General features: G+C 68.3%; 26 protein-coding genes. 12 read left to right on the top strand and 14 right to left on the bottom strand.

Annotation, left to right across the window (positions count from 1 at the left end; translation table 11 throughout):
• Positions 1 to 7: 7 nt before the first annotated feature.
• From ACFOWZ_RS13380 to ACFOWZ_RS13360, 5 genes are all read right to left on the bottom strand, one after another.
• Positions 8 to 577, bottom strand: a complete 570-nt coding sequence (locus tag ACFOWZ_RS13380; RefSeq protein ID WP_382372184.1) for a TetR/AcrR family transcriptional regulator — start codon at positions 575 to 577, stop codon at positions 8 to 10.
• On the bottom strand, positions 520 to 1,806 hold the full coding sequence (locus tag ACFOWZ_RS13375) for an FAD-dependent oxidoreductase (protein WP_382372183.1): 1,287 nt from the start codon (positions 1,804 to 1,806) through the stop codon (positions 520 to 522). Before ACFOWZ_RS13375 ends, ACFOWZ_RS13380 begins: the two co-directional genes overlap by 58 nt.
• A gap of 86 nt (positions 1,807 to 1,892) precedes the next feature.
• Complete coding sequence (locus ACFOWZ_RS13370) at positions 1,893 to 2,609, bottom strand: transmembrane-type terpene cyclase (RefSeq protein ID WP_382372182.1); 717 nt, start codon at positions 2,607 to 2,609, stop codon at positions 1,893 to 1,895.
• The gene (locus tag ACFOWZ_RS13365) at positions 2,606 to 3,388 is read right to left on the bottom strand and encodes a hypothetical protein (protein WP_382372181.1); all 783 of its coding nucleotides are present in this window, start codon (positions 3,386 to 3,388) and stop codon (positions 2,606 to 2,608) included. The genes ACFOWZ_RS13370 and ACFOWZ_RS13365 overlap by 4 nt, the downstream gene beginning before the upstream one ends.
• The gene (locus ACFOWZ_RS13360) at positions 3,385 to 4,719 is read right to left on the bottom strand and encodes a cytochrome P450 (protein ID WP_382372180.1); all 1,335 of its coding nucleotides are present in this window, start codon (positions 4,717 to 4,719) and stop codon (positions 3,385 to 3,387) included. Before ACFOWZ_RS13360 ends, ACFOWZ_RS13365 begins: the two co-directional genes overlap by 4 nt.
• A gap of 398 nt (positions 4,720 to 5,117) precedes the next feature.
• Here ACFOWZ_RS13360 and ACFOWZ_RS13355 point away from each other — a divergent pair, with 398 nt between their 5' ends.
• The 4 genes from ACFOWZ_RS13355 to ACFOWZ_RS13340 are packed head-to-tail and all read left to right on the top strand — an operon-like array spanning position 5,118 to position 8,985.
• Complete coding sequence (locus ACFOWZ_RS13355; RefSeq protein WP_382372179.1) at positions 5,118 to 6,011, top strand: polyprenyl synthetase family protein; 894 nt, start codon at positions 5,118 to 5,120, stop codon at positions 6,009 to 6,011.
• A 15-nt stretch (positions 6,012 to 6,026) separates the two neighbouring features.
• Positions 6,027 to 7,130 carry a Rieske 2Fe-2S domain-containing protein gene (locus ACFOWZ_RS13350; RefSeq protein ID WP_382372178.1) on the top strand — a complete coding sequence of 368 codons (1,104 nt, stop codon included), beginning with the start codon at positions 6,027 to 6,029 and terminating at the stop codon, positions 7,128 to 7,130.
• The gene (locus ACFOWZ_RS13345) at positions 7,127 to 8,140 is read left to right on the top strand and encodes a Rieske 2Fe-2S domain-containing protein (protein ID WP_382372177.1); all 1,014 of its coding nucleotides are present in this window, start codon (positions 7,127 to 7,129) and stop codon (positions 8,138 to 8,140) included. Before ACFOWZ_RS13350 ends, ACFOWZ_RS13345 begins: the two co-directional genes overlap by 4 nt.
• Positions 8,137 to 8,985 carry an SAM-dependent methyltransferase gene (locus tag ACFOWZ_RS13340; RefSeq protein ID WP_382372176.1) on the top strand — a complete coding sequence of 283 codons (849 nt, stop codon included), beginning with the start codon at positions 8,137 to 8,139 and terminating at the stop codon, positions 8,983 to 8,985. Before ACFOWZ_RS13345 ends, ACFOWZ_RS13340 begins: the two co-directional genes overlap by 4 nt.
• A gap of 65 nt (positions 8,986 to 9,050) precedes the next feature.
• Here ACFOWZ_RS13340 and ACFOWZ_RS13335 read toward each other — a convergent pair whose 3' ends face one another.
• Positions 9,051 to 9,485 carry a protein-tyrosine phosphatase family protein gene (locus tag ACFOWZ_RS13335; protein ID WP_382372175.1) on the bottom strand — a complete coding sequence of 145 codons (435 nt, stop codon included), beginning with the start codon at positions 9,483 to 9,485 and terminating at the stop codon, positions 9,051 to 9,053.
• Between the two features lie 245 nt (positions 9,486 to 9,730).
• Here ACFOWZ_RS13335 and ACFOWZ_RS13330 point away from each other — a divergent pair, with 245 nt between their 5' ends.
• From ACFOWZ_RS13330 to ACFOWZ_RS13310, 5 genes are read left to right on the top strand one after another with little or no spacing between them, the layout of a single operon-like run.
• The gene (locus tag ACFOWZ_RS13330; protein WP_382372174.1) at positions 9,731 to 10,759 is read left to right on the top strand and encodes a Rieske 2Fe-2S domain-containing protein; all 1,029 of its coding nucleotides are present in this window, start codon (positions 9,731 to 9,733) and stop codon (positions 10,757 to 10,759) included.
• The gene (locus ACFOWZ_RS13325; protein ID WP_382372173.1) at positions 10,752 to 13,214 is read left to right on the top strand and encodes a PEP/pyruvate-binding domain-containing protein; all 2,463 of its coding nucleotides are present in this window, start codon (positions 10,752 to 10,754) and stop codon (positions 13,212 to 13,214) included. The genes ACFOWZ_RS13330 and ACFOWZ_RS13325 overlap by 8 nt, the downstream gene beginning before the upstream one ends.
• Entirely contained in the window at positions 13,211 to 13,783 is a 573-nt protein-coding gene (locus tag ACFOWZ_RS13320) for a hypothetical protein (protein WP_382372172.1), read from the top strand. The genes ACFOWZ_RS13325 and ACFOWZ_RS13320 overlap by 4 nt, the downstream gene beginning before the upstream one ends.
• Complete coding sequence (locus ACFOWZ_RS13315) at positions 13,776 to 14,732, top strand: lysylphosphatidylglycerol synthase transmembrane domain-containing protein (protein ID WP_382372171.1); 957 nt, start codon at positions 13,776 to 13,778, stop codon at positions 14,730 to 14,732. Before ACFOWZ_RS13320 ends, ACFOWZ_RS13315 begins: the two co-directional genes overlap by 8 nt.
• A complete protein-coding gene (locus tag ACFOWZ_RS13310; RefSeq protein WP_382372170.1) occupies positions 14,729 to 15,565 on the top strand; it encodes a class I SAM-dependent methyltransferase in 837 nt (278 codons plus the stop codon). The genes ACFOWZ_RS13315 and ACFOWZ_RS13310 overlap by 4 nt, the downstream gene beginning before the upstream one ends.
• Here ACFOWZ_RS13310 and ACFOWZ_RS13305 read toward each other — a convergent pair.
• The 5 genes from ACFOWZ_RS13305 to ACFOWZ_RS13285 form a co-directional block, all read right to left on the bottom strand.
• Positions 15,543 to 16,214, bottom strand: a complete 672-nt coding sequence (locus ACFOWZ_RS13305; RefSeq protein ID WP_382372678.1) for a DedA family protein — start codon at positions 16,212 to 16,214, stop codon at positions 15,543 to 15,545. The genes ACFOWZ_RS13310 and ACFOWZ_RS13305 overlap by 23 nt on opposite strands.
• Before the next feature lie 68 nt (positions 16,215 to 16,282).
• Positions 16,283 to 16,477 (bottom strand): hypothetical protein, encoded by a 195-nt coding sequence (locus tag ACFOWZ_RS13300; protein WP_382372169.1) that lies wholly within the window; start codon positions 16,475 to 16,477, stop codon positions 16,283 to 16,285.
• Positions 16,478 to 16,481: 4 nt separating this feature from the next.
• Positions 16,482 to 17,633: an N-acetylglucosamine-6-phosphate deacetylase gene (gene nagA, locus ACFOWZ_RS13295; RefSeq protein WP_382372168.1), complete on the bottom strand. Its 1,152-nt coding sequence runs from the start codon at positions 17,631 to 17,633 to the stop codon at positions 16,482 to 16,484.
• Positions 17,630 to 18,541: an ROK family protein gene (locus ACFOWZ_RS13290; RefSeq protein WP_382372167.1), complete on the bottom strand. Its 912-nt coding sequence runs from the start codon at positions 18,539 to 18,541 to the stop codon at positions 17,630 to 17,632. Before ACFOWZ_RS13290 ends, nagA begins: the two co-directional genes overlap by 4 nt.
• 191 nt (positions 18,542 to 18,732) lie before the next feature.
• Complete coding sequence (locus tag ACFOWZ_RS13285) at positions 18,733 to 19,296, bottom strand: SigE family RNA polymerase sigma factor (protein WP_030465839.1); 564 nt, start codon at positions 19,294 to 19,296, stop codon at positions 18,733 to 18,735.
• Between the two features lie 40 nt (positions 19,297 to 19,336).
• Here ACFOWZ_RS13285 and ACFOWZ_RS13280 point away from each other — a divergent pair, with 40 nt between their 5' ends.
• Complete coding sequence (locus ACFOWZ_RS13280; protein ID WP_382372166.1) at positions 19,337 to 19,621, top strand: YciI family protein; 285 nt, start codon at positions 19,337 to 19,339, stop codon at positions 19,619 to 19,621.
• A 107-nt stretch (positions 19,622 to 19,728) separates the two neighbouring features.
• Here the strand turns inward: ACFOWZ_RS13280 and ACFOWZ_RS13275 are convergent, their stop codons facing one another.
• Positions 19,729 to 20,580 (bottom strand): SDR family oxidoreductase, encoded by an 852-nt coding sequence (locus ACFOWZ_RS13275; RefSeq protein ID WP_382372165.1) that lies wholly within the window; start codon positions 20,578 to 20,580, stop codon positions 19,729 to 19,731.
• Between the two features lie 44 nt (positions 20,581 to 20,624).
• Positions 20,625 to 21,551: an aldo/keto reductase gene (locus ACFOWZ_RS13270; RefSeq protein ID WP_382372164.1), complete on the bottom strand. Its 927-nt coding sequence runs from the start codon at positions 21,549 to 21,551 to the stop codon at positions 20,625 to 20,627.
• A 31-nt stretch (positions 21,552 to 21,582) separates the two neighbouring features.
• Here ACFOWZ_RS13270 and ACFOWZ_RS13265 point away from each other — a divergent pair, with 31 nt between their 5' ends.
• A complete protein-coding gene (locus tag ACFOWZ_RS13265) occupies positions 21,583 to 22,386 on the top strand; it encodes an LLM class F420-dependent oxidoreductase (protein ID WP_382372163.1) in 804 nt (267 codons plus the stop codon).
• Here ACFOWZ_RS13265 and ACFOWZ_RS13260 read toward each other — a convergent pair.
• Positions 22,376 to 22,660, bottom strand: a complete 285-nt coding sequence (locus tag ACFOWZ_RS13260; RefSeq protein WP_382372162.1) for a DUF427 domain-containing protein — start codon at positions 22,658 to 22,660, stop codon at positions 22,376 to 22,378. The genes ACFOWZ_RS13265 and ACFOWZ_RS13260 overlap by 11 nt on opposite strands.
• Before the next feature lie 158 nt (positions 22,661 to 22,818).
• Here ACFOWZ_RS13260 and fbaA point away from each other — a divergent pair, with 158 nt between their 5' ends.
• Entirely contained in the window at positions 22,819 to 23,853 is a 1,035-nt protein-coding gene (fbaA, locus tag ACFOWZ_RS13255) for a class II fructose-bisphosphate aldolase (protein ID WP_382372161.1), read from the top strand.
• Positions 23,854 to 23,886: the final 33 nt, after the last annotated feature.

The raw sequence follows: 23,886 nt of genomic DNA, 5'->3' as shown, positions 1-23,886 counted from the left end.
AAGCAACCTATGGGCGGTAGCCGACCTGGTGCAACACTTCGTACAAGTAAGTTTCCAGTTCTTCGGCCGTGTTGTGCTCCGGACGACTGAGCGCGCGGTAGAAGAGCGCACCTCCGACCAGGTCCACGACGAGCGAGAGGTTGGTACCGGCAGGAAAACCGGGACGGATGACGTCGTAGAGCACGGCCCGGCGCGGCGCGATGAACAGCTCCCAGTACCGCCGCATCAGCTCGAAGTTGTCCGCGGAGGCGCCCACGATCCGGCGCAGCAGCTGCACCGACTGCGGGGCCGACATCAGCGCCGCCCACCCCTTCAGCGTCTCCTCCGGCGGTGCGACGGCCATGCGTTCGGGATCGAGCGCCGCGACGGTCCGCGGCAGCTCGATCACGCTGAACAACAGGTCTTCCTTGGTGGCGAAACGGCGGTAGACCGTCGCACGGGTCACTCCCGCGCGACGGGCCACCTGCTCGATCGACGTGCCGTCGAGGCCGCGTTCCAGGAACAGCTCGAAAGCGGCTGTCAGGATCGCGTTGTCCGCCTCGGGGTCGCGGGGACGCCCAGCACTTCGTTCAGCCACTCGGCAAGCCTTTCCGGTGAGGACGGGCCGCGCCACGCCAGGTGCCCGTCCGGTCGCACCAGCAGCGTTTCGCCGGCGCGTTCATGGTGCACGACGTCCCCCAGCCGTTCCCCCGCCACCTCCAGGCACGTCGCCGGTCCCGCCAGCACCCACCTCCCGGTCCGCACGAACGCGGGAACCCGTTCGCCGCCGCGCCGCCCGGACGCCAGCGGGCCGGAGTACTTCACGTCGAGCTGCGAGGTGAACCGCACGAGCCGTCGCTGCACGAACGGCAGCCCCAGCAACGGCCACAACGCCCGGTCCCTGATCGTCCGCGTGACGACACCCGGACCCATCGCCAGCCGCGTCGCCGGTGTCGTCGAGGCGAGCACTCGAGCGCCGATCGGCCTGCGTTCGGCCTCGTAGGTGTCGAGCAGCTGCTCGGAGGCCCTGCCCTGCACCACGAGCGCGAGCTTCCACGCCAGGTTGTCCGCGTCGCCGAGCCCCGTGTTCATGCCCTGTCCGCCCAGCGGGCTGTGGATGTGCGCGGCGTCCCCGGCGAGCAGGACGTTCCCGCGCCGGTAGGTCGCTGCTTGCCGCCGGTGGATGCGGAACGTCGACTCCCACTCCACCGAGTCGATCGGCCCCGGCGTCCACCGCTCGCCGCCCGGCGACATCACCCGCCAGATGCCGCCGGGCAACGGGAAGACGCTCGTGATCGACGCCCCGTCGACGAACAGGTGGATCGACTCGCGGTCGAGGTCCCACTCCGCGTGCAGGTCGCGCAGGAGGAAGTTCTCCATCACGGACTCGCCCTCGAACGCGATCCCCGCCGCCTTCCGCACGGCCGAGTGGGCGCCGTCGCAGCCGACCAGCCAGTCCCAGCCGGAGACCCCGGAGACCGGTGTGTTCCACTCGATCTCCACGCCCAGCGCGGACAGCCGGTCGCGCAGCCGTTCCTCGACCCACGCCTGCGACACGATCAGCTGACCCGCGTCGCGCAGGAAACCCATGTCCAGCGCGACCGCGCCGTTGATCCGCAACGCCCGCAGCCGCACCGCCTTCTCCGGCAGGTCGCCCAGCGCGCCCAGCCTCGCCAGCACCTCGACCCCGCGAGGCTGCAACCCCAACGCCCGTGACGTCGTGGCCGGTCCGTCCGCCTGGTCCACGACCCGCACGTCCACCCCGAACTGCCTGAGCCCGCACGCCAGCGCCAAGCCGGTCGGACCCGCCCCCGCAATGATGACCATACAAATACAGTACAGCTCTGTATTCAAATCACGCCAGCAAGAAGGCCCGCCGTGAGACGGGCCTCGGTGTTCCTGCGCGGGGATGGTCAGAAGTGCCGCAGCGGCTTGATCCCGTCCGCCTTGAGCCGCTTGTACAGCATGACCATGTAGAGGATGTCGAAGACGAACACGACCAGGTACAGGTAGTTGATCAACGGCGTGAGCGGGTACTTGTCGTGGCTGAGGCTGTCGGCCCAGAACGACCAGAAGCTGTCGGGAAGTGCCTTGGTCGTGCTGGTGGTCACGGTCAGCGCAGTCGCCAGCCAGGCGAGGAACGTGCCCATGAACTTGGCGAACGCGATGTAGAGGGACTGACCGCGCGAGCTCCCCCTGCTGATCAGCATGGTGACGAACAGGATCGACATCATGAAGTTGACGCCGAACCCGGTGTACTCGCCGTCAGGGTCGTTGAACTCGAAGAAACCGAGGTGCACGGCGGGATAGGCGACGGCGACCGCGGCGAAGAGGATCGGCCTGATGTACTTGCGAACCGGCTCCTCGAACTCACTCGGCGCGTACTTGTACACCTGGTAGAAGATGATCACGTCCAAGGCGAACCAGGCGATGCTGAGGGTGTGGATGTGGTCGCCGAACGGGTTGATGAAGAACCCGTACGCGGCTTCCCACGAGAGGTTCGCGGCGAGCGCCGCGATCGGCATGCCGTAGGTCTTGTCCTTGAAGCCGCGGTAGATGATCCCGACGTACGCGATCAGCCAGAAGATCGCGCAGGCGACGCCGGTGACGACGACGATGGACGAGGTCATGGAGCCCTCTCGTGTTCAGCCCTCCCGGCGGCGCCGGGGAGTTGGGGCGCGGGAATCCGCTCGGTGCTGGAGCGGTACCGCTGTGCGCAGACCGCGGTGAGTGCGGTGCGCTCGTCCGGGGGGAACTTCTCCAGTTCCGCGTGCATCAGCTGCTCGTACCGGGCGATCTCGGCACGCAACCGTTGGGGCGCGGCTCGTCCGTACAGCCGGACGAAGGCGTCGTAGGTGTTGAACTGCCCGGCGGCGACGTCGTCCTCGTAGTGCAGCAGGTCGTTCCCGATGTCGGCGAGCACTTCGACGGGCCACATGAGCTTCAGCATCTTGTCGTCGACCGGCCTGCCGAGCAGGGCGAACGTCATGCCGTGCAGCAGGCGCACGTCCGAGGGCCGCAGTTCGGCGAGACGGAGCACTTCGTCGTGGTCGGCGGAACCCCGTGTCGTCGCCTTGTTCTCCAGGCGCACGTACTTCTCGCCCATGTCCAGTTCGAACGCCACGGCCTCGTTGTAGGCGCCCATCCGGTGCAGCAGCGCGGCGAACTTCTTCTTGTACCGGACGAGCTTGTCGTAGTCGGCGTTGCCGTCGACGTCGAGATCCGTGCGCTTGGTGTTCTCCGCGACCGCGTCGACCCGGTAGACCAGGTACTCGATGAAGAACAGGAACGGGATGCAGCGCAGCCGTTGCCACCTCGTCAGCCGGTGCGCGGGGAAGTACAGGTCCAGCACGTAGTCCCGGAAGATTCCCCTGGCCTTGCGCAGCGCCTCGAACGAGGCCCTGCTCATGCCGGACCTCCGCTGACGACGCGCATCCTGAGGTTCTTCGGGTAGAGGGTGGTCGAGGGCGCGGGCTTGACGCGTTCGCCGTCGACGAGCTCGAGCGTCCAGCGCTTGGTGATCGTCGCCAACGCCAGCGTGGCCTCCACGTAGCTGAAGTGGTCGCCGATGCACTTGCGGGCGCCACCGCCGAACGTGATGAACGACGTGCGGTGAGGTTGCTCGTGGAGCGCGTCGTCCCACCGGTCCGGCACGAACCGGGCGGCGTTCTCGAACAGCGAATCCTGCCGGTGCAGGATGTACGGGCTCCACGCGACGAACGTCCCCGCCGGCAACGTGTGCGCGCCCAGCTGGGTGTCCGCGGTGACGCTGCGGGTGACGATCCACGCCGGCGGGTAGAGGCGCAGCGCCTCGGTGACGACCCGGTTGGTGAACTCGAGCTTCGGCACGTCCTCGAAGGTGGCCGCGTCATCGGCCACGACCCTGTCGACCTCTTCGCGAAGTCGTTGGTACTCCTCGGGATTGCTCGCCAGCAGGTACAGGGCCCAGGAGATGGTGCCCGCGATCGTCTCGGAGCCCGCGGCGAAGAAGGTGAGCACCTCGTCGACGACCTCGGAGTCGGTGAGGCCCTGGTCCGCGGCGTCGTCGCCGTCACGGGCCAGCAGCAGAGATGACAGCAGGTCGTTGTGGTCGCCACCGGTCGCCCTGCGTTCGGCGACGATCTCGCGGACGGTGCGCCGCAACCGGTCCACGGCTGCGCGGTAGCGGACGTTCGCGGGCAGCGGGAGCCTGGCGACGGGTCCCGGCAGCACCATCGTGCGGTGGATTCCGCTGACGAACGTCTGCAGGTCGTCGACGGCCTGCCGCAACCGGGCCGCGGGCAGTGCCGAGGAGAACATCGTGTCGACCGCGATGGCCATCGACAGCGACGTCATCTCGGTCCGGACGTCCAGCACGTCACCGGCACGCCACCCCTTGGTGGCGGTGTCGATGTGTCCGCTCATCATCCGTGCGTAGTTCTCGTAGCGGGAGCGGTGGAACGACGGCTGAGCCAGCCTGCGACGGCGGCGGTGCCTGCTGTGCGGAACCGATGCGAGGCCGTCGCCGAAGTCGTCGAGGCCGGAGTCGAACGACGGTCCGCCCTTGTCGAACGTGCGGTCGTCGACCAGCACCTGCCTGGTCAGTTCGGGGTCGCAAACGACGACGACCTGAACCGGCCCCACTCGCACGCGAACCAGGTCACCGGTTTCGGGCAGAGCCGTCAGGAATTGCAGCGGATCAGCCAGCAGTGGAAGCGCGTGCCCGATCAGAGGAATCCTCTTGGGTGCTTCGGCTATCACGATTAGACCCCTCGGTGCCAGACGTTTTCGGGCGCGCTGAAGACGCGATTCGGCCGGTGCCATTCCAGCCCACGCGTAAAAGAGCTGCGTCGTTGCAGCGGATCTGGTATGCGCGCTGCAGGCGCGGCCGACTACCTTCCGGGCCTGCTAGATCTCAGTGTTTGCCCTGGTCAGAGTGCTGTTCGACGACAGCGTTGCTCGACGGCATCGGCACTGAAAGGTTGCATTCGACGTCCCCCAAAACGGTCAAGCCCCATCCTGATCGCCACTGCACCATACGACGACTCGACGTGTGCCGTCCAGGCTTTGGTCACCCTGGGGTCGCCCCTTGTTGACACTCAGTTCATCTCTCGATACGTTCGAAGTCTGTTCAGATCTACCTCTGGGGGGTATGTCTGTTGTTGAAGGAATTCGAATTAGCGTCGTATCTGCGCGTATATCAGGAGATTGTCGACCGGGAACTCGAGCGCGCGGTTCTCGCGGATCCGGATCCGGGTCCGCTCTACAGCTCGATGCGCTACTCGTTGCTGGCGGGTGGCAAGCGGTTGCGTCCGATCCTGTGCCTGACCGTGTGCGCGGCGATCGGCGGCAGTGCCGAGGTCGCGATGCCGACCGCGGTCGCGCTGGAGATGCTGCACACCGCGACGCTGATCCACGACGACCTCCCCTCGATGGACAACGACGACTTCCGTCGCGGCCGTCCGACGAACCACAAGGTCTTCGGCGAAGGGATCGCGCTGCTCGCGGGTGACGCGTTGCTGGCGTACTCGCTGGAGCACGTCCTGCACAACACCGATGCGCCTCCTGACCGGTTGCTGCGGGTGATCCAGACCCTGCTGCACGCCATCGGGGTGAACGGCGCGATCGGCGGGCAGGTGGCCGACGTCGGACTGGAGAACCGGCCCGACGCCGAACTGGCGGAGCTCGAGTCGATGTGTGCGCGCAAGACCGGCGCGTTGCTGGTGGCCTCCGTGGTCAGCGGCGCCGTGCTGGCTGGTGCCGACGAGGGCACCATCGCGAGGGTCTCGCTGTACGGCGAGAAGATCGGGCTGGCGTTCCAGATCATCGACGACGTGCTCGACGTGACGTCCACTTTGGACGAACTGGGCAAGACGCCGCACAAGGACGAGAAGATGCGCAAGTCCACCTTCGCGCGGTTGCTCGGTCTCGACCAGGCTCGTGAGCGTGCCGCCGACCTCATCGAGTCGGCCAAACGCGAGGTGCGATCGCTCGGTGAGGGTGCTGTTCCCCTGTTCGCCATCGCCGACTACGTCGGCTCCCGTTCGAAGTGACCAGGTAGCCGACTGATGACTGATCAAGCTCGACGACGGCTGTCCGAGCCCGTGCGGACCGTCGATCCCGTTCCGCTCGACCTGGCCGCGAGCTGGTACGTCGGCCTCTCGTCGGCGCAGCTCGGCCGCCGTCCGGTCGCGGTGCAGCTCTTCGGCCGGGACCTGGTGGCGTGGCGGGACGCGCGGGGCAGGCCTGTTCTCGCCCCGCGGTACTGCCCGCACCAGGGCGCGAGCCTCGCGCTCGGCAAGGTGACGAACGGAGAACTGCGCTGCCCGTTCCACGGCTGGCTGTTCGACGGCTCCGGTGCCTGCGTGCAGATCCCCGGCTCCACGCGGATTCCCGCCACCGCAAGGGTCTCGACGTACCCGACGATGGAGCGGTACGGCTACGTCTGGGTCTGGTACGGCTCACCGGAACCGCTGTTCGACCTGCCCGACTTCCCGGCGTTGGACGAACACCGGGACCAGTACGTCGGTTTCCGGTACACCGACCACACCACCGGCACCTCCAGGCAGCTGCTGGAGAACGCGTTCGACTTCTACCACTTCCAGACGCTGCACGGGCTTTCGCTCGACCGCACCGACTTCCGGGTGCTCAAGGACCAGTCGGAGGCGAGTGACAACGGATCGCCGATCGACACCGCCGCCTGGCTCGGCGCCTGGTTCGAGGGCGTGGCCACACCAGGTCATCCGGTGAAGGACCCCGGCCGCTGGCTGATGGCGAAGGCCGCGACGTTCGCCGCGGGCAGCAACTTCCAGCTGCTGGTCGACGGCTGGCCCGGCGGGCAGCGCTTCACGGGCTACGTGGACGGCAAGGAGTTCTTCAAGGTGCTGCTGGCGATCGTGCCCACCGCCGACCGCGTCACGACCCAGGTCGGCTGGGCTGGAGCCCGGCGCACCGGCGCGGGCCTGCGCACGTTGTTCAACCTGATCATGCTCTACGGCCAGAGCCGTGCGGGTACGGCGCAGGACATCCCGATCTACGACACCACCGAGGCGGACGAGGGCACGTTGCGCACGCCGCTCGACAACGGGGTGCTGCGCTTTCGCAAGTACTACCAGCAGTGGGTCGACGTGGTGCACCAGCAGGTCCCCGAGCAGGTCCGGGGCCGCGCGTGAAATCGCATCTCGCGGAGGGCTGGTACATCGCGCTGCCGTCGTCGAAGATCGGCCGCAAGCCCCAGGAACTCGACCTCTTCGGCCGTCAGCTGGTCGCGTGGCGCGACGGCGCCGGCCGCGCGTCGATCATGCCGAGGCACTGCCCGCACCTCGGGGCGAGCCTCGCGATCGGCAAGGTGGTCGACGGCCGGCTGCGCTGCGCGTTCCACCACTGGAAGTTCGACGCCTCCGGCAGGTGCGTCGACGTGCCGGGTGTCGAAGGACTGCCCCGCGGCATGAAGCCGAGGGCCTACCCGATCGAGGAACGGTACGGCTACGTCTGGATCTGGTACGGCGACGGCGAACCCGCGTACCCGTTGCCGGAGGTGCCGGCGTTGGACGCCGACCGGCACCGGTACCTGGGCTACCGGTTCACGCACACCACCTCGGCGTCACCGCGCCGGATTCTCGAGAACGCGTTGGACCACTACCACTTCATGGCGTTGCACGGCGTGCAGTCGAGCGAGCCGTTGCAGACGATCGTGCTGTCCGACCAGGAGGACGCGGCGGAGAACGGGCCGCCGATCAGGGCGGACGCGTGGATCGGTGCCCGCCTGGAGTTCCGGGGACTGGAGCTGCCGCCCGCGATCAAGGCGATGGGCATCCGCACCGAGCGCTTCGACCTGCTGGTCGACGGATGGCCTGCGGGGCAACGACTGACGTTCCTGCTCAACGGCGAGGTGGTCGTCAAGGAACTGCTCGGCATCACACCGATCGCCGAGGGCAGGACGATCATGCAGGGCTGGTCGCTGGTGCGCCGCACCGGCAACCCGGCCCGAGACGCGCTGACCCTCGCGGCCTATCGAGCACATCACTGGTGGGGCACCAGAGAAGACCTCGTGATCTACCGCAACGCCAGTGACACCAGCACTTCTGTTCCGGTTCGGTACGACCAGGCCGTGCTGCGGTTCCGCAAGCAGTACGCGACCTGGGTCGACCGGGCCGCGGTCCGATCGGGGAAACGAGCATGAGCGAGACCTTCGAGCCGAAGCCGGAAGGCATCGGCGAGATGTACGACAAGATCGCCGCGTTGTCCAAGGACATGCTCGGCGACAGCCACCACTTCGGCTACTTCCGCGGTGGTGCGCACGACGGCGTCACGATGCGGGACGCGGCCGACGCGATGACCGACCTGGTGATCGAACGGCTGGCCGTCACGCCGGGGCAGCGCGTGCTCGACCTCGGGTGCGGCACCGGAGCGCCGGCGGTCCGGCTGGCCGAGTCCGCGCACGTCGAGGTCGTCGGCATCACCATCAGCAACGAGCAGCTGGAGATCGCGCAGGCGCGTGCGGAGGCCGCCGGTCTCGCGGACCGGGTGCGGTTCGAGCTGGTCGACGCGATGAAGATGGAGTTCGACGCCGAGTCCTTCGACGCGGTGCTCGCCATCGAGTCGCTGGAGCACATGCCAGACCAGCGACACGTGCTCCGGTCGATCACGGGGATTCTGCGTCCAGGAGGGCGGTTCGTCTGCGCCCAGCCGATGCTGCACAGGGTGAACGACGAGGAACACCTCGCGTTCCTGCGCGAGCTCTACGAGATGTACAACCTGCCCGAGCAGCCGTTCGTGGACGAGTACCCGAGGATGTTCGCCGACGCCGGCCTTCAGCTGAACCGGCTGGAGGACGTCTACCGCGAGGTCATGCCGCCGACGTTGAAGCTGATGACCTCGTGGATCGGGGCGAACACCGAACGGCTCGCCGAGCTGGGCGACTACGGCACCGAGGTCGCCGGGCTCGTCGACGGGATGGAGAAGTTCGCCGACCTGCCGGGAGCGGGCTTCGTGGTGCTCACCGCGGACAAGGCAGGTGCACGATAGGTGCTTTCCCGTCCGATCGTCCCTTGTGGACATCGGACGGGAAATTCCCGGCACCCAGGACCGGCTCAGCTGGAGAAACGGCGGACAAATCGTTTCTGCCACGGCGTCTCGACGGCGCGCTTGTTGTAGTTCTCGCGCACGTACGCGACGGCTTCGGTATTCGGAATGCCGTCCAGCGTGACGAGGCACGACATTGCAGTTCCGGTCCGGCCGTAACCACCGCTGCAGGCGATCTCGACTCGTTCGGTCTCGGCGCGCTTGAGCAATTCGCGCAGCGTCTCGACGAATGCCACGCGGTCGGCGGGCAGCCAGAAGTCCGTCCACTTGACCCACTTGCTCTCCCACTCCACCGGAGCGGGTTCCTTGCCCTGCAGGTATACCCCGAACTCGGGCTTCTGACCTGCGGGAAGAGGGTTTCGCAGGCCACGGCCGCGGATGAGCCGCCCCGAGGGCAGACGCAGGACCCCCGGCGTGTCGGCGCTCCACGTCTCGTTCGTCATTCGAGCAGGTCCTTTCGATTGGAGTCCATTGTGGAAACAGTCGGTGCTCTCGCCTTGTCACCGATCTGAGGGATTGACGCCGAGCGGGCGGCTTTCGCGGATGGCGGTGCGGAAGATGCGCTTCGCCGCCCGCACGCAGCCTAGCAGAAATCGCCGGGACGAATGCGGAACGCACCCGAACGACTGCGGACGGTGGTATCGTCACCGATATGGGGGAGCTGGGGATGAACTCTCGATCCAGTGTTGTGAATGAACGAGCAGGGACTGCTTTCAACCTCGCGGCGAGCTGGTACGTCGCACTTCCGTCGGCGAAGTTGAAGTCCCGCCCCAAAGCGATCACATTGTTCGGCAGGTCGTTGGTGGCGTGGCGGAACCGCTCGGGCAGGCCGGTGATCGCCGACCGCGCGTGTCCGCACATGGGTGCGAGTCTGGCGGACGGCAAGGTCGTCGACGGCGAGCTGCGTTGCGCGTTCCACCACTGGCGTTTCGACGGCGACGGCGCGTGCACCGCGGTGCCGGGGCTCGACCGCATCCCGCGCGGTGCCCGGCTGCGCACGTACCCGACCGCTGAGCGCTTCGGTTACGTCTGGGCCTGGTACGGCAGCCGCGAACCGATGTTCGGGCTGCCCGAGTTCCCCGAGCTGCAACGCGATCTCCACTTCCCGCTCGGCTTCCGGTTCGCGGACATGACCGGTGCGACGCCCCGGCGCATCATGGAGAACACCTACGACCCGGACCACCTGGTGGAGCTGCACGGGCTCGACGTCTCCGGCGCGTGCACGATGCGGCTGGTGGACGATCCGGCGGAGCTGCCGGGCAACGGTCCCCGGATCGAGACCGACCCCTGGTTCGGCGCGGAGCTCAGCTGGCCGTCGTACGCGGGCAACCTCGGAAGGGTCACGAAGCTGCTCGGCACGAACGCCAAGAGGTTCGTGCTGCGAGTGGACGGCTGGCCGTCCGGGCAGCGGATCACCTACCTCGCCGACGGCGTCCCGCAGTACAAGCTGCTGCTGGCGACCACGCCGATCGGTCCGAACAGGACGGTCCAGCACATCGCGGTGGCGATCGCGCCCACCGGCCGGTTCCTCGGCGACCTGAGGAAGTACCTGATCCACCGGCCCGAGGTCACCTTCACGTCCAACCAGGACATTCCGATCTTCAACACCATCGAGCCCGGCGACCGGCACGGCATCTACGTCGACGGCGACCGCGGCATGCGGGGCTTCCGCAAGTACTACCAGCACTGGGTGGACAAGGTGACAGAGGATGCGTGACATCGTTCGGCTGCCGGAGCTCACGGCGGGCGACGTGGCGGAAGTGGGGGCCAAGGCCGCCAATCTCGGTGAGCTGATCTCGGCCGGCGTCGACGTGCCCGCGGGGTTCTGCGTGCCCACCTCGGTGTACGACCGCCTGGTCAAGCCGGTGGTCGCGCCGTTGACGGGCACGGATCCCCTTGAGGGCAGTGCCGTGCGGGAGGCCATCGAGTCGATCGAGCTGCCGGCCGCGCTGTTTTCGTTGCTGGAGAAGGCCTTTCACGAGGTGTGCCCGGACGGCGGCGGAGTCGCGGCACGGTCGTCGGGCACGTCCGAGGACACCGAGGAGACCAGTTTCGCCGGGCAGTACCACACCGAACTCGGCGTGCGCACTGCCGAAGAACTGATCGTGGCGCTGAAGAAGTGCTGGGCGTCGATGTGGGAGCCGCACGCGATCCGGTACCGCGAGCGCGTCGGTGTGCCGCATTCCGACGTGAGCATGGCGGTGGTCGTGCAGGCGATGGTGCCCGCCGACGCGGCGGGCGTCATGTTCGTGACCGACCAGGTCGTGATCGAGTCGAGCTGGGGCCTCGGCGAGGCGGTGGTCAGCGGACTGGTGACGCCCGACCGGTTCGTCGTGTCCAGGGACGACGACCACGAGGTGGAGAGCTTCCCCGGGAACAAGGCGCAGATGATCGTGCCGGTCGCCGCCGGCGTCGAGACGGTCGACGTCGCGCCGGACCGGGTGACCGCGTTGTCGATCACGCCGGAGCAGGCCGCGGAGCTCGCCGCGCTCGGTCTCGCGATCGAGCGGCACTTCGGTGCGCGCCAGGACGTCGAGTGGGCGATCACCAACGGCAAGATCCGGTTCCTGCAGGCACGGCCGTTGACCCGCGACATCACCGTGCCGGCCGAGGTCAAGTGGGACAGCCCGATCAACGGCGCGGAGTGGGCGCGCATCAGCATCTGCGACTCCTGGCTGCCGGAACCCCTGTCGCCGTTGTTCGCCACCACGCTCTTCCCGCGGCTGGTGGACCGGTGGAAGCAGAACTGGTCGACCCCGGACACGGCCGCCGTGCTGCCGGACCCGATGGCGGGCACGATCAACGGCTTCGCCTACATCCGGCTCGACGGTCCCCTGAACAAGTACCCCGTCAAGACCGCGAAGCTGGTCTTCCACTTCTTCCGGTTCCACCTCGCCCGGCTGGAACGGAAGTGGCGCAGGGACGTCCTGCCCGGCCACGTTCGGCGGATCCGCGAGCTGCGCGAGATCGATCCGTCCGGATTGGACGTTCGCGGGCTGCGCAGGGTCATCGACGAGGCCGAGGAGCTCAGCGCGAAGTACTGGGCGTTGCTCGGGGGACTCGCCTGGTACTGGAACGGGGGCGAGTGGGCGCTGCACAAGCTGTACGCGAAGCTCGCCGGACCGGCGGCGGGCGACGAGGGCTTCGCGGTGCTGCTGCAGGGATATCCGACCAAGACCGCCGAAACCGACGCGGCACTCTACGACCTCGCCCGTTCGGCCGAGCCGGAAGAGGGGTTCGCCGGCTTCCTCGCCGAGCACGGGCATCAGGTCTACCAGCTGGACTTCGTCGAACCGACGCCCGCTGACGACCCGGCGGCGTTCCGCGCCACGCTCGAGAACTACCGCGGCGGCTCCGGCCAGGACCCGCGTGAACGGCTGAAGTCCCTGGCGCACAAGCGGGACGCGCTGTGGAAAGACGTCGAGTCCTCCCTGAGCTCGTCCCCGGCACGACTGTCGGCGTTGCGCCGCTTGCTGAACTGGAACCGCCGCTACTCGCTGGTCCGGGACGAGGCGCTGTACTACTTCACGCTGGGCTGGCCGCTCATCCGGCGTGGTTACGTCGAACTGGGCAGGCGGCTCGTCGTGGCCGGTGCGCTCGGCGTGGACGAGGACGTCTTCTACCTCACCGGCGACGAGCTCGCCGCCGCGCTCGCCGCCCTGGAACGCGGCGAGCAGCCGACCGCCCACGCCGAGGTGGTGCAGGACCGCAGGCAGCTCAGGGAACGGCAACAGCAGCTCATCCCTCCGGCACGGGTACCGGAGGGGATGCGTGTCGACGTGGCCGGCATCGACTTCCTCCCCATCGCGTTCCTCGGCCGGGACGACTCCGGCGAGGACGTCGAGGGCCTGCGCGGCGTCGCGGTCAGCCCCGGCCTCGCCACCGGTCCGGCCAGGCGCATCGCATCGGCCCGTGACTTCGACAAGCTGCAGAGCGGCGACGTGCTGATCGCCACGTACATCACGCCGGCGTGGTCACCGTTGCTCGGCATCGCGGGCGCGGTCGTCACCGACACGGGCGGTGCGCTGTCGCACGGCTCCATCGTGGCCCGCGAGTACGGCATTCCAGCGGTGATGGGCACGAACAACGCGACCAAGGTGATTCAGGACGGTCAGCTCGTGACCGTTGACGGCAACCGAGGACTGGTGCTGACGGAGAGGAACGGATCGTGACGACCAAGATCTCGTTGTCGGAGTGGGTTCCCGGTCTCGACGACAGCGCGACGCTGGCCGAGGCGTACGCGAAGATGCCGGGCGACGACGCGGGTGTGGTGCCCTGGTACGTCCGGCTGCTGGAGAACCCGGCGAGCCACGTGGCGTTGCCCGGCGCGATCGACCTGTTCGGCCACGACTGCATCCACATCCTGCTGGGCAGGGGGACGCTGTCCCAGGACGAGGCGTTCGTGCTCGGCGTGACGATGGGAACGGCTCGCCGCCTGCAGCGCTGGCAGCAGAAGCTCTTCGGGTTCGCGGCGCAGAACTTCTACCGCGGCCCGTGGCGGCTCTCGCCCGGCGACAGGTTGCTGTTCGACATGGCGGTCGAGTTCGCGAAGCACCAGCGGATCAAGCCGCTCAACGAGGTGCCGTGGCGTGAACTGCGCGACGAGCCGCTCGGCAGGATCCGCGAGAAGGTCGGCATCCGCACCGCCGACCTGATCAAGTTCTACGAGACGGAACGGGCGATCTGGCCGGACAGCAAGGCGTCCCAGCGGTTGCCGGTCGAGGTCCGCTGGGATGAATGAGGTCACGAAGGGGCGCCTGGCTTTCTGGTTCCGGCTGGTCTGCATCGTCTCCACGGTCGTCGCGTTGTGGTGGATGTTGCGGGAGCTGGACTTCGCGAAGCTGGGCGACACCTTCGAGCGCGCCGACGTGTGGCTGCTGGCGCTGGCCGTCGCGCTGAACCTCGCCGCCCAGCTGGTGCGTGCGGTCAGCTGGACCGCGATGCTCGGGCCGCGTCATCCGGTCGGGTTCGGCCCGCTGCTGCGCTACGAGCTGGCGGCGCAGGCTGCGTCGTCGATCAGCCCGGCGCGTGCCGGTGAGCTGCTGCGGTTGTGGATGCTCAAGCGGGAGGACGTGCCGGCGACGGTCACGACGGCGTTGATCGTGCTGAAGAAGGCGATCGGCGCGCTGTGCATCGCGGTGATCGCGTTGTCGGCGTTGTTCCTGCCGGGGCTGCCCGGCTGGGTGCCCGCGTTCGTCGTGGGCATCACCGCGCTGATGGCGGTGCAGCTGGTGCTGCTGGTGTGGGCGGCCTACCGCGCCAAGCCGGAGAAGGTGCCGAAGTTCCTGCGCGGCGTGGTCGACGGCATGTACTTCCTGCGGGACCGCCGCAGCTTCTCGCTGTCGACGTTCGTGATCTTCCTCGGCGAGGCGCTCGACGCGTTGGCGGCGTTCGTGGTGATGCACGCGTTGCACATCGAGTTGTCGTTGCTGGCCGCGGCGCTGGTGGTGTTCTTCATCGACTTCTCGAACGCGCTGCCCGCCGCGCCGGGCCACCTCGGCACGTTCGAGGTCGGCGCGCTCTACTCGCTGGGTTTCCTCGGCGTCGGCCAGGACGCGGCGTTCGCGTTCGCGTTGGTCTTCCACGCTCAGCAGGCGTTGCCGCAGATCGTGGTCGGGCTGCCGTTCCAGCTGCACTTCCTCAGCACCAAGAAGAAGCAGGCTCAGGTGATCGGACAGGAGAGCTCGTGAACGACCAGCTGTGGAAGGTCTACGACGACGTCGCGGACGTGTACGACAGCACCGGGGTGGAGTTCTTCACGCCGCTCGGCCGCCGGCTGGTCGAACAGGCCGCGGTGCGGCCCGGTGAGCGGGTGCTGGACGTCGGCTGCGGCCGGGGTGCCGTGCTGTTCGCCGCGGCCGAGGCGGCCGGACCGTCGGGAGAGGTCGTGGGCATCGACCGCGCACCGGGGATGATCCGCGAGCTGAGCGCCGAGATCGCCAGGCGCGGCCTCACCGGGGCCGGGGCGGTCGTGATGGACGGCAGGGACCCGGGGTTTCCGCCCGCGAGCTTCGACGTGATCACCGCGAGCATGAGCATCGCGCTGGTGGGCGACCACCCCGGCACGTTCGCGAACTACGCGCGGCTGCTGAAGGAGAACGGCCGGGTCGCCTTCGCCGTGCCGGGAAAGCTGACCGACGACAACGCGCTCTCGTTCTTCCAGCGGCAGATGGCGAAGTTCGCGGCCGTGGAGGACGACGCGACGTCGACGGCCGACGCGCTCGACGCCGCGGACGAGGCCACCTCGCTGGCGGGCCACCTGCGAGATGCCGGGTTCGGCGACCCACTGGTGGTCGAGGACGACATCCCGCTGGTGGCCGCGACGAGCGAGGAGTTCGTGCGGTGGACCCGCACGCAGGGGCTGAAGCTGTTCTGGGACATGGTCCCCGCCGACGCGCGCGAGGCGTTGGAACGGGCGCTCAGCGCGGAGCTGGAACGCCATCGCGACACCGACGGCGTGATCCGGCTGAGCAACCCGGTCTGCTACGTGCTCGCGTCGCTCAACGCTCGACGCGAGGGATGACCTGCGTCGAGTCGTCCTGGACGTGCGCCTGCATGACCTGAGTGATGTCGTCCGCCTCTTCTTGCAGCAGCGACTTCTTCTCCTTGCGCGCCTTGATCACCTCGATGATGATCGGGATGAACGAGAGCGCCACGATCCCGATGAGGGTGAGCTCCAGGTTGTTCTTGATGAAGGCGACCTGGCCGAGGAAGTAGCCCAGCACGGTCAGACCCGCGGCCCACGCCACACCGCCGATCGCGGAGTAGGTGAAGTACTTCTTCGCGTCCATCTTGCCGACGCCCGCCATGGCCGTGATGAACGTGCGGACGATCGGCACGAACCGCGCGAGGACGATGGCGCGCGGGCCGTACTTGTCGAAGAACTCCTGCGTCTTGTCGACGTACTCCTTCTTGAAGATCTTCGACTCCGGCTTGTTGAACAGCGCCGGACCGGCCTTGCGGCCGATGTAGTAGCCGACGACGTTGCCGATGAACGCGCACACCGTCAGCAACACGCAGACGACCCAGAGGGGCGTCGAGATGTGGCCTGCCGCGACGAAGAGACCCGCCGTGAACAGCAACGAGTCGCCCGGCAGGAAGAACCCGACGAGCAGCCCGCACTCGGCGAAGACGATCAAGCACAGCCCGACGAGCATCCACGGGCCGAGCATCGTCAGCAGTTTTTCGGGATCCAGCCAGTCAGGGCCCAATGCAATCGTCACGGCCACAACGGTACAGGTCAGCTGAGCGTGATCACTGCGGCCACCGTGCCCGCTGCCAGGCCCAACAGCAGCGCGAGGCCCAGCACCCACCACACCGGCAGGTGCGCGGGGCCATCATCGGCAATTGGGACAGGTACGGCAAATCCGGCATTCGTGCTGGTCGCCTGCGCTCGCAGCGCGTCGGTCACCAGTCGCTCCGGATCGTCCGCCATCCACCTAATCCTTGACCCACTCGCCCCTGACCATCACGTCCCTCGGCTTCAATTCTGCATCGAGAACGACGATGTCGGCCGCGCAGCCCGGCTGCAGCTTGCCGGTGTCGAGGCCGAGGAGCTCCGCGCCGCGGGTCGAGGCCGCGTACGCCGCCTCCACCAGCGAGAGCCCGCAGGAGTTGACGGCGTTGCGGAACGCCATGTCCATCGTCAGCGTGCTGCCCGCGAGCGAAGCGCCGCCCGCCAGCGTCGGCACGCCGTCGACCACCCGGACCTCCAGCCCGCCGACGTCGTACACGCCGTCACCGACACCGGCCGCCGCGATGGCGTCGGTGATCAGGACCGTGCGCTTCAGACCCGCGTGGCGGGCGGCCAGGCGGACGGCGGTCGGGTGCAGGTGCACGAGGTCGCAGATGAGCTCGACGGTCACGCGTTCGTCGTCCAGCAGCGCGCCGATCGGGCCGGGCTCGCGGTGGTGCAGCGGCCGCATGCCGTTGAACAGGTGCGTCGCCACGGACGCGCCGGCGTCGACGGCGGGGCGGACCTGCGCCTCGGTCGCGTCGGTGTGGCCGATGGCGGCGATGACGCCCGCGTCCACGAGCTGGCGCACGGCAGGGACCGCGCCCTCCAGCTCGGGGGCGATCGTGATCATCCGGACGGTGCCCTTGCCCGCGTCGAGCAGCTTCGTCACGGCCGTCTGCTCCGGCGGGCACAGGATCGCCGGGTCGTGCGCGCCGCAGCGGGCGGCGCTGAGGAACGGGCCCTCCAGGTGGACGCCCGCGACGACGCCCTCCTGCACCAGCTCGGCCAGCGCGGACACCTGGTCGGCCAGCTCCGGCACCGGACGTGACACCAGCGACGCCAGCAGCGTCGTCGTGCCGTGCTTGCGGTGGGCCGCGGCGGCCCTGCGAACCTTGGCCGGGTCGCTGCTGGTGAACGCGTCACCACCGCCGCCGTGGCAGTGGATGTCGACGAACCCCGGCACGATCGTGCCGCCGCCTGCGTCGGTCGTCGGGCCGTCGGGCGCCGGGCCCTCGCCGACCGCGACGATCCGGCCGTCCGCGACGCTGACCCACCCGTTCTCGAGCACCCCGTCCGGCGTGACGACCCGACCGTTGGTCAGGGTCACCTGGACAGGTCCACCCCACGTGCTCATGACGCCTCCAGCATGTCGATGGCCAGCAGCGCCGCGCCGAGGAAGCCCGCCTCGTCGCCGAGTGCCGCGAGCCGCAGCTCCGGTCGGCGCTGGAAGGCGATCAGCCCGTCCAGCTTTTTCCGCAACGGGTCCACCAGCAGGTCTCCTGCGAGTGCGAGCCCGCCGCCGAGCACCACGGCTTGAGGGCCGAGCAGCGTCGCCAGGACCAGGATGCCCCTGGCGAGCGCGTCCACGGCCTCGTGCCACACGGCGAGGGCGTCGGGCTCCCCGTTCTTCACCCGACCGGCGACGTCAGCGGCGCCGTTGACGGGGGTGCCGGTACGTGCGGTGTACCGGCGGGCGATCGCCGCGGAGGACGCCACCGTCTCCACGCAGCCGATCTGGCCACACGCGCAGGGCACGCCGTGGCCGACGTTCACATGTCCGATCTCGCCCGCGTAGCCGTCGCCGCTGAAGATCTTCCCGTCGAGCAGCAACGCGCCGGCGATCCCGGTGCCGATGGGCATGATCACCGCGTTGCTCAGGTCCTTCGCGGCACCCATGCGGCTCTCGGCCAGCCCGGCCGCGCGCACGTCGTGACCGAACGCGACCGGCACGCCCAGCCGTTCGGTGAGGACGGCGCTGAACGGGAACTGGCTCCAGGGCAGGTTCGTCGTGTACACGCCGACGCCGGCGGCCTCGTCCACGATGCCCGGCGCCACGACCCCCACGGCGTCGATCTCGTGCTCGCAGGCCTGCCCGAGCTCGCCGACGAGCTCGGCGATCACGGCGAGGAGGGGTTCCAGCTCACCGGGAGTCGCCCGGCGCGCGTGCTTCTCCGCCGCCACCGCGTCCGAGCTGCCGGCGACCAGCGCCGCCTTGGTTTCGGTGCCACCGATGTCGACGGCGACCACGTGTCTGCGTGCCACGAGGACTGATCCTGCGGCATCGAAGCCCTATTGGTCTATACCAAGTACCGGATTGGGGCGTGTTCGCACGACGTGAAACCGCTCTCACCGGGCAAAACGGCCAAGGCCTTGTCGCGGTCGGGTGGATGCATGACGGTGCCGCCCGCGTCCTCCGAGGATGCGGGCGGCACCGTGGTGAGCGTCGTGACGCCTCAGCCGGCCATGATCTTCTGGAGTGCGTCGAGAGCCCGGGACGCCGTCGACTTCACGGTGCCCTTCGAGATACCGGTGGCCTCGGCGATCTCGGCCTCCGACAGGTCGCCGTAGTAGCGCAGCACGAGCACCTCGCGCTGACGCGGCGGCAGCTGCTGCAACGCCTTGACCACGGCCTGGTGCTCCGCGGTCAGCATCGCGAGCGACTCGGCCGACCGCGCGTTCGCCACGTGCGGCGGGGTGTAGTCGCGGGCGGTCTTGCGCCGGCGCAGCACGCTGCGCGAGCCGTTGACCACGGCCGTGCGGAGGTAGCCCACGGCCGCCTGGGCGTCTCGCAGGCCCTTCCAGTTGCGGTGGAGACCGGTGAAGGCCTCCTGCACCACGTCCTCCGCGGTCGCGGGCTCGTCCACGAGCAGCAGCGCGAGCCTGATGAGGCGCATGCGGTGCTGCTTGTACAGGTCTTCGAGCGTGAGCGGCCCTGTGGGAGGTCCTGCGACGCCGTCCTTGATTCGCAGGTTGGTCAGGGTGTCCTGCACGGTGCGCGGGGTTTCTTCGCCAACCACAAGGTAGGACGGTACCGGTCACCGTCGCTACGGTGGTCGCATGGCCCGCTTTGCAGTCGAATTGGTGTTCGGTCCCGATACCGAGAAGCGTCTCGGGGTGCGCCCCGCACACCGCGAGCACATCGCCTCTCTCGCGGAGAAGGGCGAGGTCCTCGGCGCAGGTCCGTACGCGGACGACACCGGCGCGTTGATCATCTACGAGGTCGCGGACGAGGCGGCTCTGAAGGAACTCATCGCCGCCGACCCGTACACGCCCGCCAACGTCGTCACCGAGTGGAAGATCCGCGAGTGGACCCCCGTGCTGGGCGCCTGGCTCAACGGCTAGCGCCTATATCACCAGCCAGACATACCGGACATACTTTTCTGGCGCGAAAAGCACGTTCGGGCCGTTAGATGGCCCGAACGTGCTTTTCGCGCCAAAACGGCAGGTGCTCAGCGGCTAGCGGCTTGACCGCCCGGCCCGACCAGACCTGACGTGTCGCTGGCCGCCATCTGGCGATCGGCGTCGGCCACCTCGGCGACCGCCTGGCGGTCCACGACCACCGGCGTGAACGCGCGGAAGTACTTCAGCGCGCCCACCCAGCCGGGGACGTGGACCGCCTTCGCACGTTTCTCGATGCCCCTGATCACGGCCCTGCCGACGTTGCGGACGGGGTACTTCTTGCCGGCGACACCCGGCATGCCCTGCCGCAGCTTGCCGAAGACCGGGTGCTGGTCGGCGCTGTTGACCATGTCCGTGGAGATCCACGAGAAGTAGGCGGTGCCGACGTCCACGCCGAGGTGCTTGACCTCCGCGCGCAGGCTGTCCGCGAACGCCTCGCAGCCCGCCTTCGCCGCCGAGTAGGCCGCGTTGCCGGGGATGTGCACGATCGCCGCCAGCGACGACACGACCAGGCAGTAACCCCGGCTGCGGATCAGGTGCGGCAGCGCCGTGCGGACCGTGCGCCACACGCCGAGCAGGTTGACCTCGATGACCCGTTCGAACGCCTTCGGGTCCATCGAGCGCACGAAACCGGTGGCGGCGATGCCCGCGTTCGCCACCACGACGTCGATGCCGCCGAAGTGCTCCGCGGCTTCCTGGAACGCCTTCTCGAGGGCGTCCCAGTCCGTGACATCGGCTTCCCACGCCTTGCCGCCGGTCTGCCGGGCGACCTCTTCGAGCTGGGCCTTCTCGAGCCCGACGAGCGCGAGACGAGCCCCGCGCGCGGCCAGTTGCCTCGCCACCTCGGCGCCGATGCCCCTGGCCGCGCCGGTGATCAGTACCACCTTGCCCGTGACGTCCATGCCGTCACGGTAACGCAACCTACTCCGAGTAAGCTACTGGCAAGTTAAATTGCGCTCAGGCGGTCCACCTCGGCCTGTGACAGGTCGAGCGAGAGCACCGGGACGAGGTCCTGGAGCTGCTCCAACGTGCGGGCGGACGCGATCGGCGCGGCCACCGTCGGCTGCTGGGCGAGCCAGGCGAGGGCGACGGCGGCGACCGTCGTCTCGTGCGTCTCGGCCAGTTCGTCGAGCACCTCCAGCACCTGCAGACCGTGCTCGTCGAGGTGCTTCGAGGCCGCGCCCGCCCGAGGGCTCTGCACCTGCACGCCCGGCCGGTACTTGCCGGTGAGGAAGCCCCTGGCCAGCGAGTAGTACGGCACGGTCGCCAGGTCGTTCTTCGCGACGACGTCCTGCAGGTCGCCCTCGAACCCGCCGCGGCTCACGAGGTTGTACTCGGGCTGCAACGCCACGAACTTCGCGAAGCCCTCGCGCTCCTGGATCTCCAGCGCCCGCGCCAGCCGTTCGGCGGAGAAGTTGGACGCCGCGACGTACCGGACCTTGCCGTCGCGGACGAGCTGGTCGTAGGCGGCCAGCGTCTCCTCGAGCGGCGTGTTCGGGTCGTCGCGGTGGTTGTAGTAGAGGTCGATGTGGTCGACGCCGAGCCGTTTCAGCGAACGTTCGGCGCTGGTGAGGATGGTGTCGCGCTTCTGGTTGTTGAAGCCGGCGAGCATGCCGACCTTCGTCGCCACCACGATCTGGTCGCGGTCGCTGCGCCCGGCCAGCCACTTGCCGATGATCGTCTCCGACTCACCGCCGGAGTTGCCCTCCGCCCAGGCCGAGTACACGTCGGCCGTGTCGAGGAAGTTCCCGCCCGCTTCGACGTAGGCGTCGAGCACTGCGAACGACTGGGTCTCGTCGGCGGTCCAGCCGAAGACGTTGCCGCCCAGGCAAAGACGCGAAACGTTCAGGTCGGTGGTGCTCAAGATCGGCATAAATCGAAAGTAGTCCGTGTTGCCGGAAAGCATGAGCGAGTTGTTGGGGAAGTTCGGGGTCTGGGGTTCGCGGTTCCAGTGGGCGGACCGGGTCGGCGAGGTCGCTGAGCTGGAGTCGCTCGGCTACGGCACGTTCTGGCTCGGCAGTTCGCCGGAGTCGGACCTGGAGCTGCCGGAACGGCTGCTGGGCGCCACGACGTCGATGACCATCGCGACCGGAATCGTCAACGTGTGGCAGACCGAACCGGAGGACGTCTCCCGGTCGTTCCAGCGGATCGGCAGCGACCGGCTGGTGCTCGGCGTCGGCGTCGGCCACAAGCAGATCGACCAGGCCTACGAGAAGCCGTACCCGAAGCTGGTGTCGTACCTGGACCGGCTGGACGTGCCCGCCGACCGGCTGCTGCTCGCCGCGCTCGGCCCGAAGGTGCTGAAGCTCGCGGCCGACCGGACGGCGGGCGCGCACCCGTACCTCGTGCCGGTCGAGCACACCGCACAGGCACGCGAGGTGCTCGGCGACAAGATCCTCGCGCCCGAGGTCACGGTGGTCGTCGAGGAGGACCCGGAGGCGGCCCGCGCGATCGCACGCGAGCAACTGGCGTACTACTTCACGCTCACCAACTACACGAACAACTGGCAGCGCTGGGGTTTCACCGCGGACGAGGTCGCCGCGCCCGGCTCGGACCGGCTGATCGACGCACTGGTGGCGCACGGCAGCCCTGAGCAGGTGGCCGCGAAGCTGCGTGCGCACGTCGACGCAGGCGCCGACCACGTGGCGATCCAGTCGTTGAACGGCCGCTACGCCGAACTCGCCGAGGCACTGCGGCTCAAGGCGTGACCTCGACGCCCTTCCAGAACGCCACGCGACCCCTGATCTGCGCCGCGGCCTCCATCGGCTCGGCGTAGTACCACGCCGCGTTGGCGTTCTCGGAGCCGTTGACCTGCAACGAGTAGTAGTTCGCCGTGCCCTTCCACGGGCAGAACGAGGTGTGGTCGGTCGCCTTCAGCACGGCCTGGTCCACGGACTCCAGCGGGAAGTAGTGGTTGCCTTCGACGACCACCGTGTCGTCGCTCGACGCGATGATCTTGCCGTTCCACTGTGCGGTTGCCATGTCAACCACTATGCCCTTACCGGCGGGTAGCACGGACCGGCTGGTCAGCTGGCACTTGATCGTTCATGCCGCTGGGTCGGCCGCCGCGTTTGGCCCCGTGACGCACCCTCGTAGGATGCGGTTGATACGGCGTTCAGGGCACCTGAGGAGGACGACCGATGCCCATCGCAACTCCCGAGGTCTATGCGGAGATGCTTGACCGGGCCAAGGCGAACGAGTTCGCCTACCCCGCGATCAACGTCACGTCTTCGGAGACGCTCAACGCGGCTCTGCGCGGATTCGCCGAGGCCGAGAGCGACGGCATCATCCAGATCTCGACCGGTGGTGCCGAGTTCGCCTCGGGCACCAAGGTCAAGGACATGGTGACCGGCGCTGTCGCTCTCGCCGAGTTCGCGCACGTCGTTGCCGCGAAGTACCCGGTGAACATCGCGCTGCACACCGACCACTGCCCGAAGGACAAGCTCGACGGGTACGTGCGTCCGCTGATCGCGATCAGCCAGGAGCGGGTGGACAAGGGCGGCAACCCGCTCTTCCAGTCGCACATGTGGGACGGCTCGGCCGTGCCTCTGGAGGAGAACCTCCAGATCGCGAGCGAGCTGCTCGACCTCTCCGCCAAGGCGAAGATCGTCCTCGAGATCGAGGTCGGTGTCGTGGGCGGCGAGGAGGACGGCGTCGACAACGAGATCAACGACAAGCTCTACACGACGCCCGAGGACTACCTGAAGACCGTCGACGCGCTCGGCGCCGGCGAAAAGGGTCGCTACCTGCTCGCCGCGACCTTCGGCAACGTGCACGGCGTGTACAAGCCGGGCAACGTCAAGCTGCGCCCGGAGATCCTCAAGCAGGGCCAGGACGTGGCGGCGGAGAAGCTCGGCCTGCCCGCCGGCTCGAAGCCGTTCGACCTCGTCTTCCACGGCGGCTCCGGCTCGCTGCTGGAGGAGATCCACGAGGCCGTGTCGTACGGCGTCATCAAGATGAACATCGACACGGACACGCAGTACGCCTTCACCCGCCCGATCGCGGCGCACATGTTCTCGAACTACGACGGTGTGCTGAAGATCGACGGCGAGGTCGGCAACAAGAAGACCTACGACCCGCGCAGCTACCTCAAGGCAGCCGAGCAGGCCATGGCCGCCCGCATCGCCCAGGCGTGCGAGCACCTCAAGTCGTCGGGCCGCATGATCGCGGGCTGATCTGACGACACGCGGGGGCCCCGCGTTTCCTTC

This window comes from Lentzea rhizosphaerae (assembly GCF_042649515.1).
Taxonomy (GTDB): domain Bacteria; phylum Actinomycetota; class Actinomycetes; order Mycobacteriales; family Pseudonocardiaceae; genus Lentzea; species Lentzea aerocolonigenes.
This window is presented reverse-complemented; position numbering and strand designations above follow the sequence as displayed.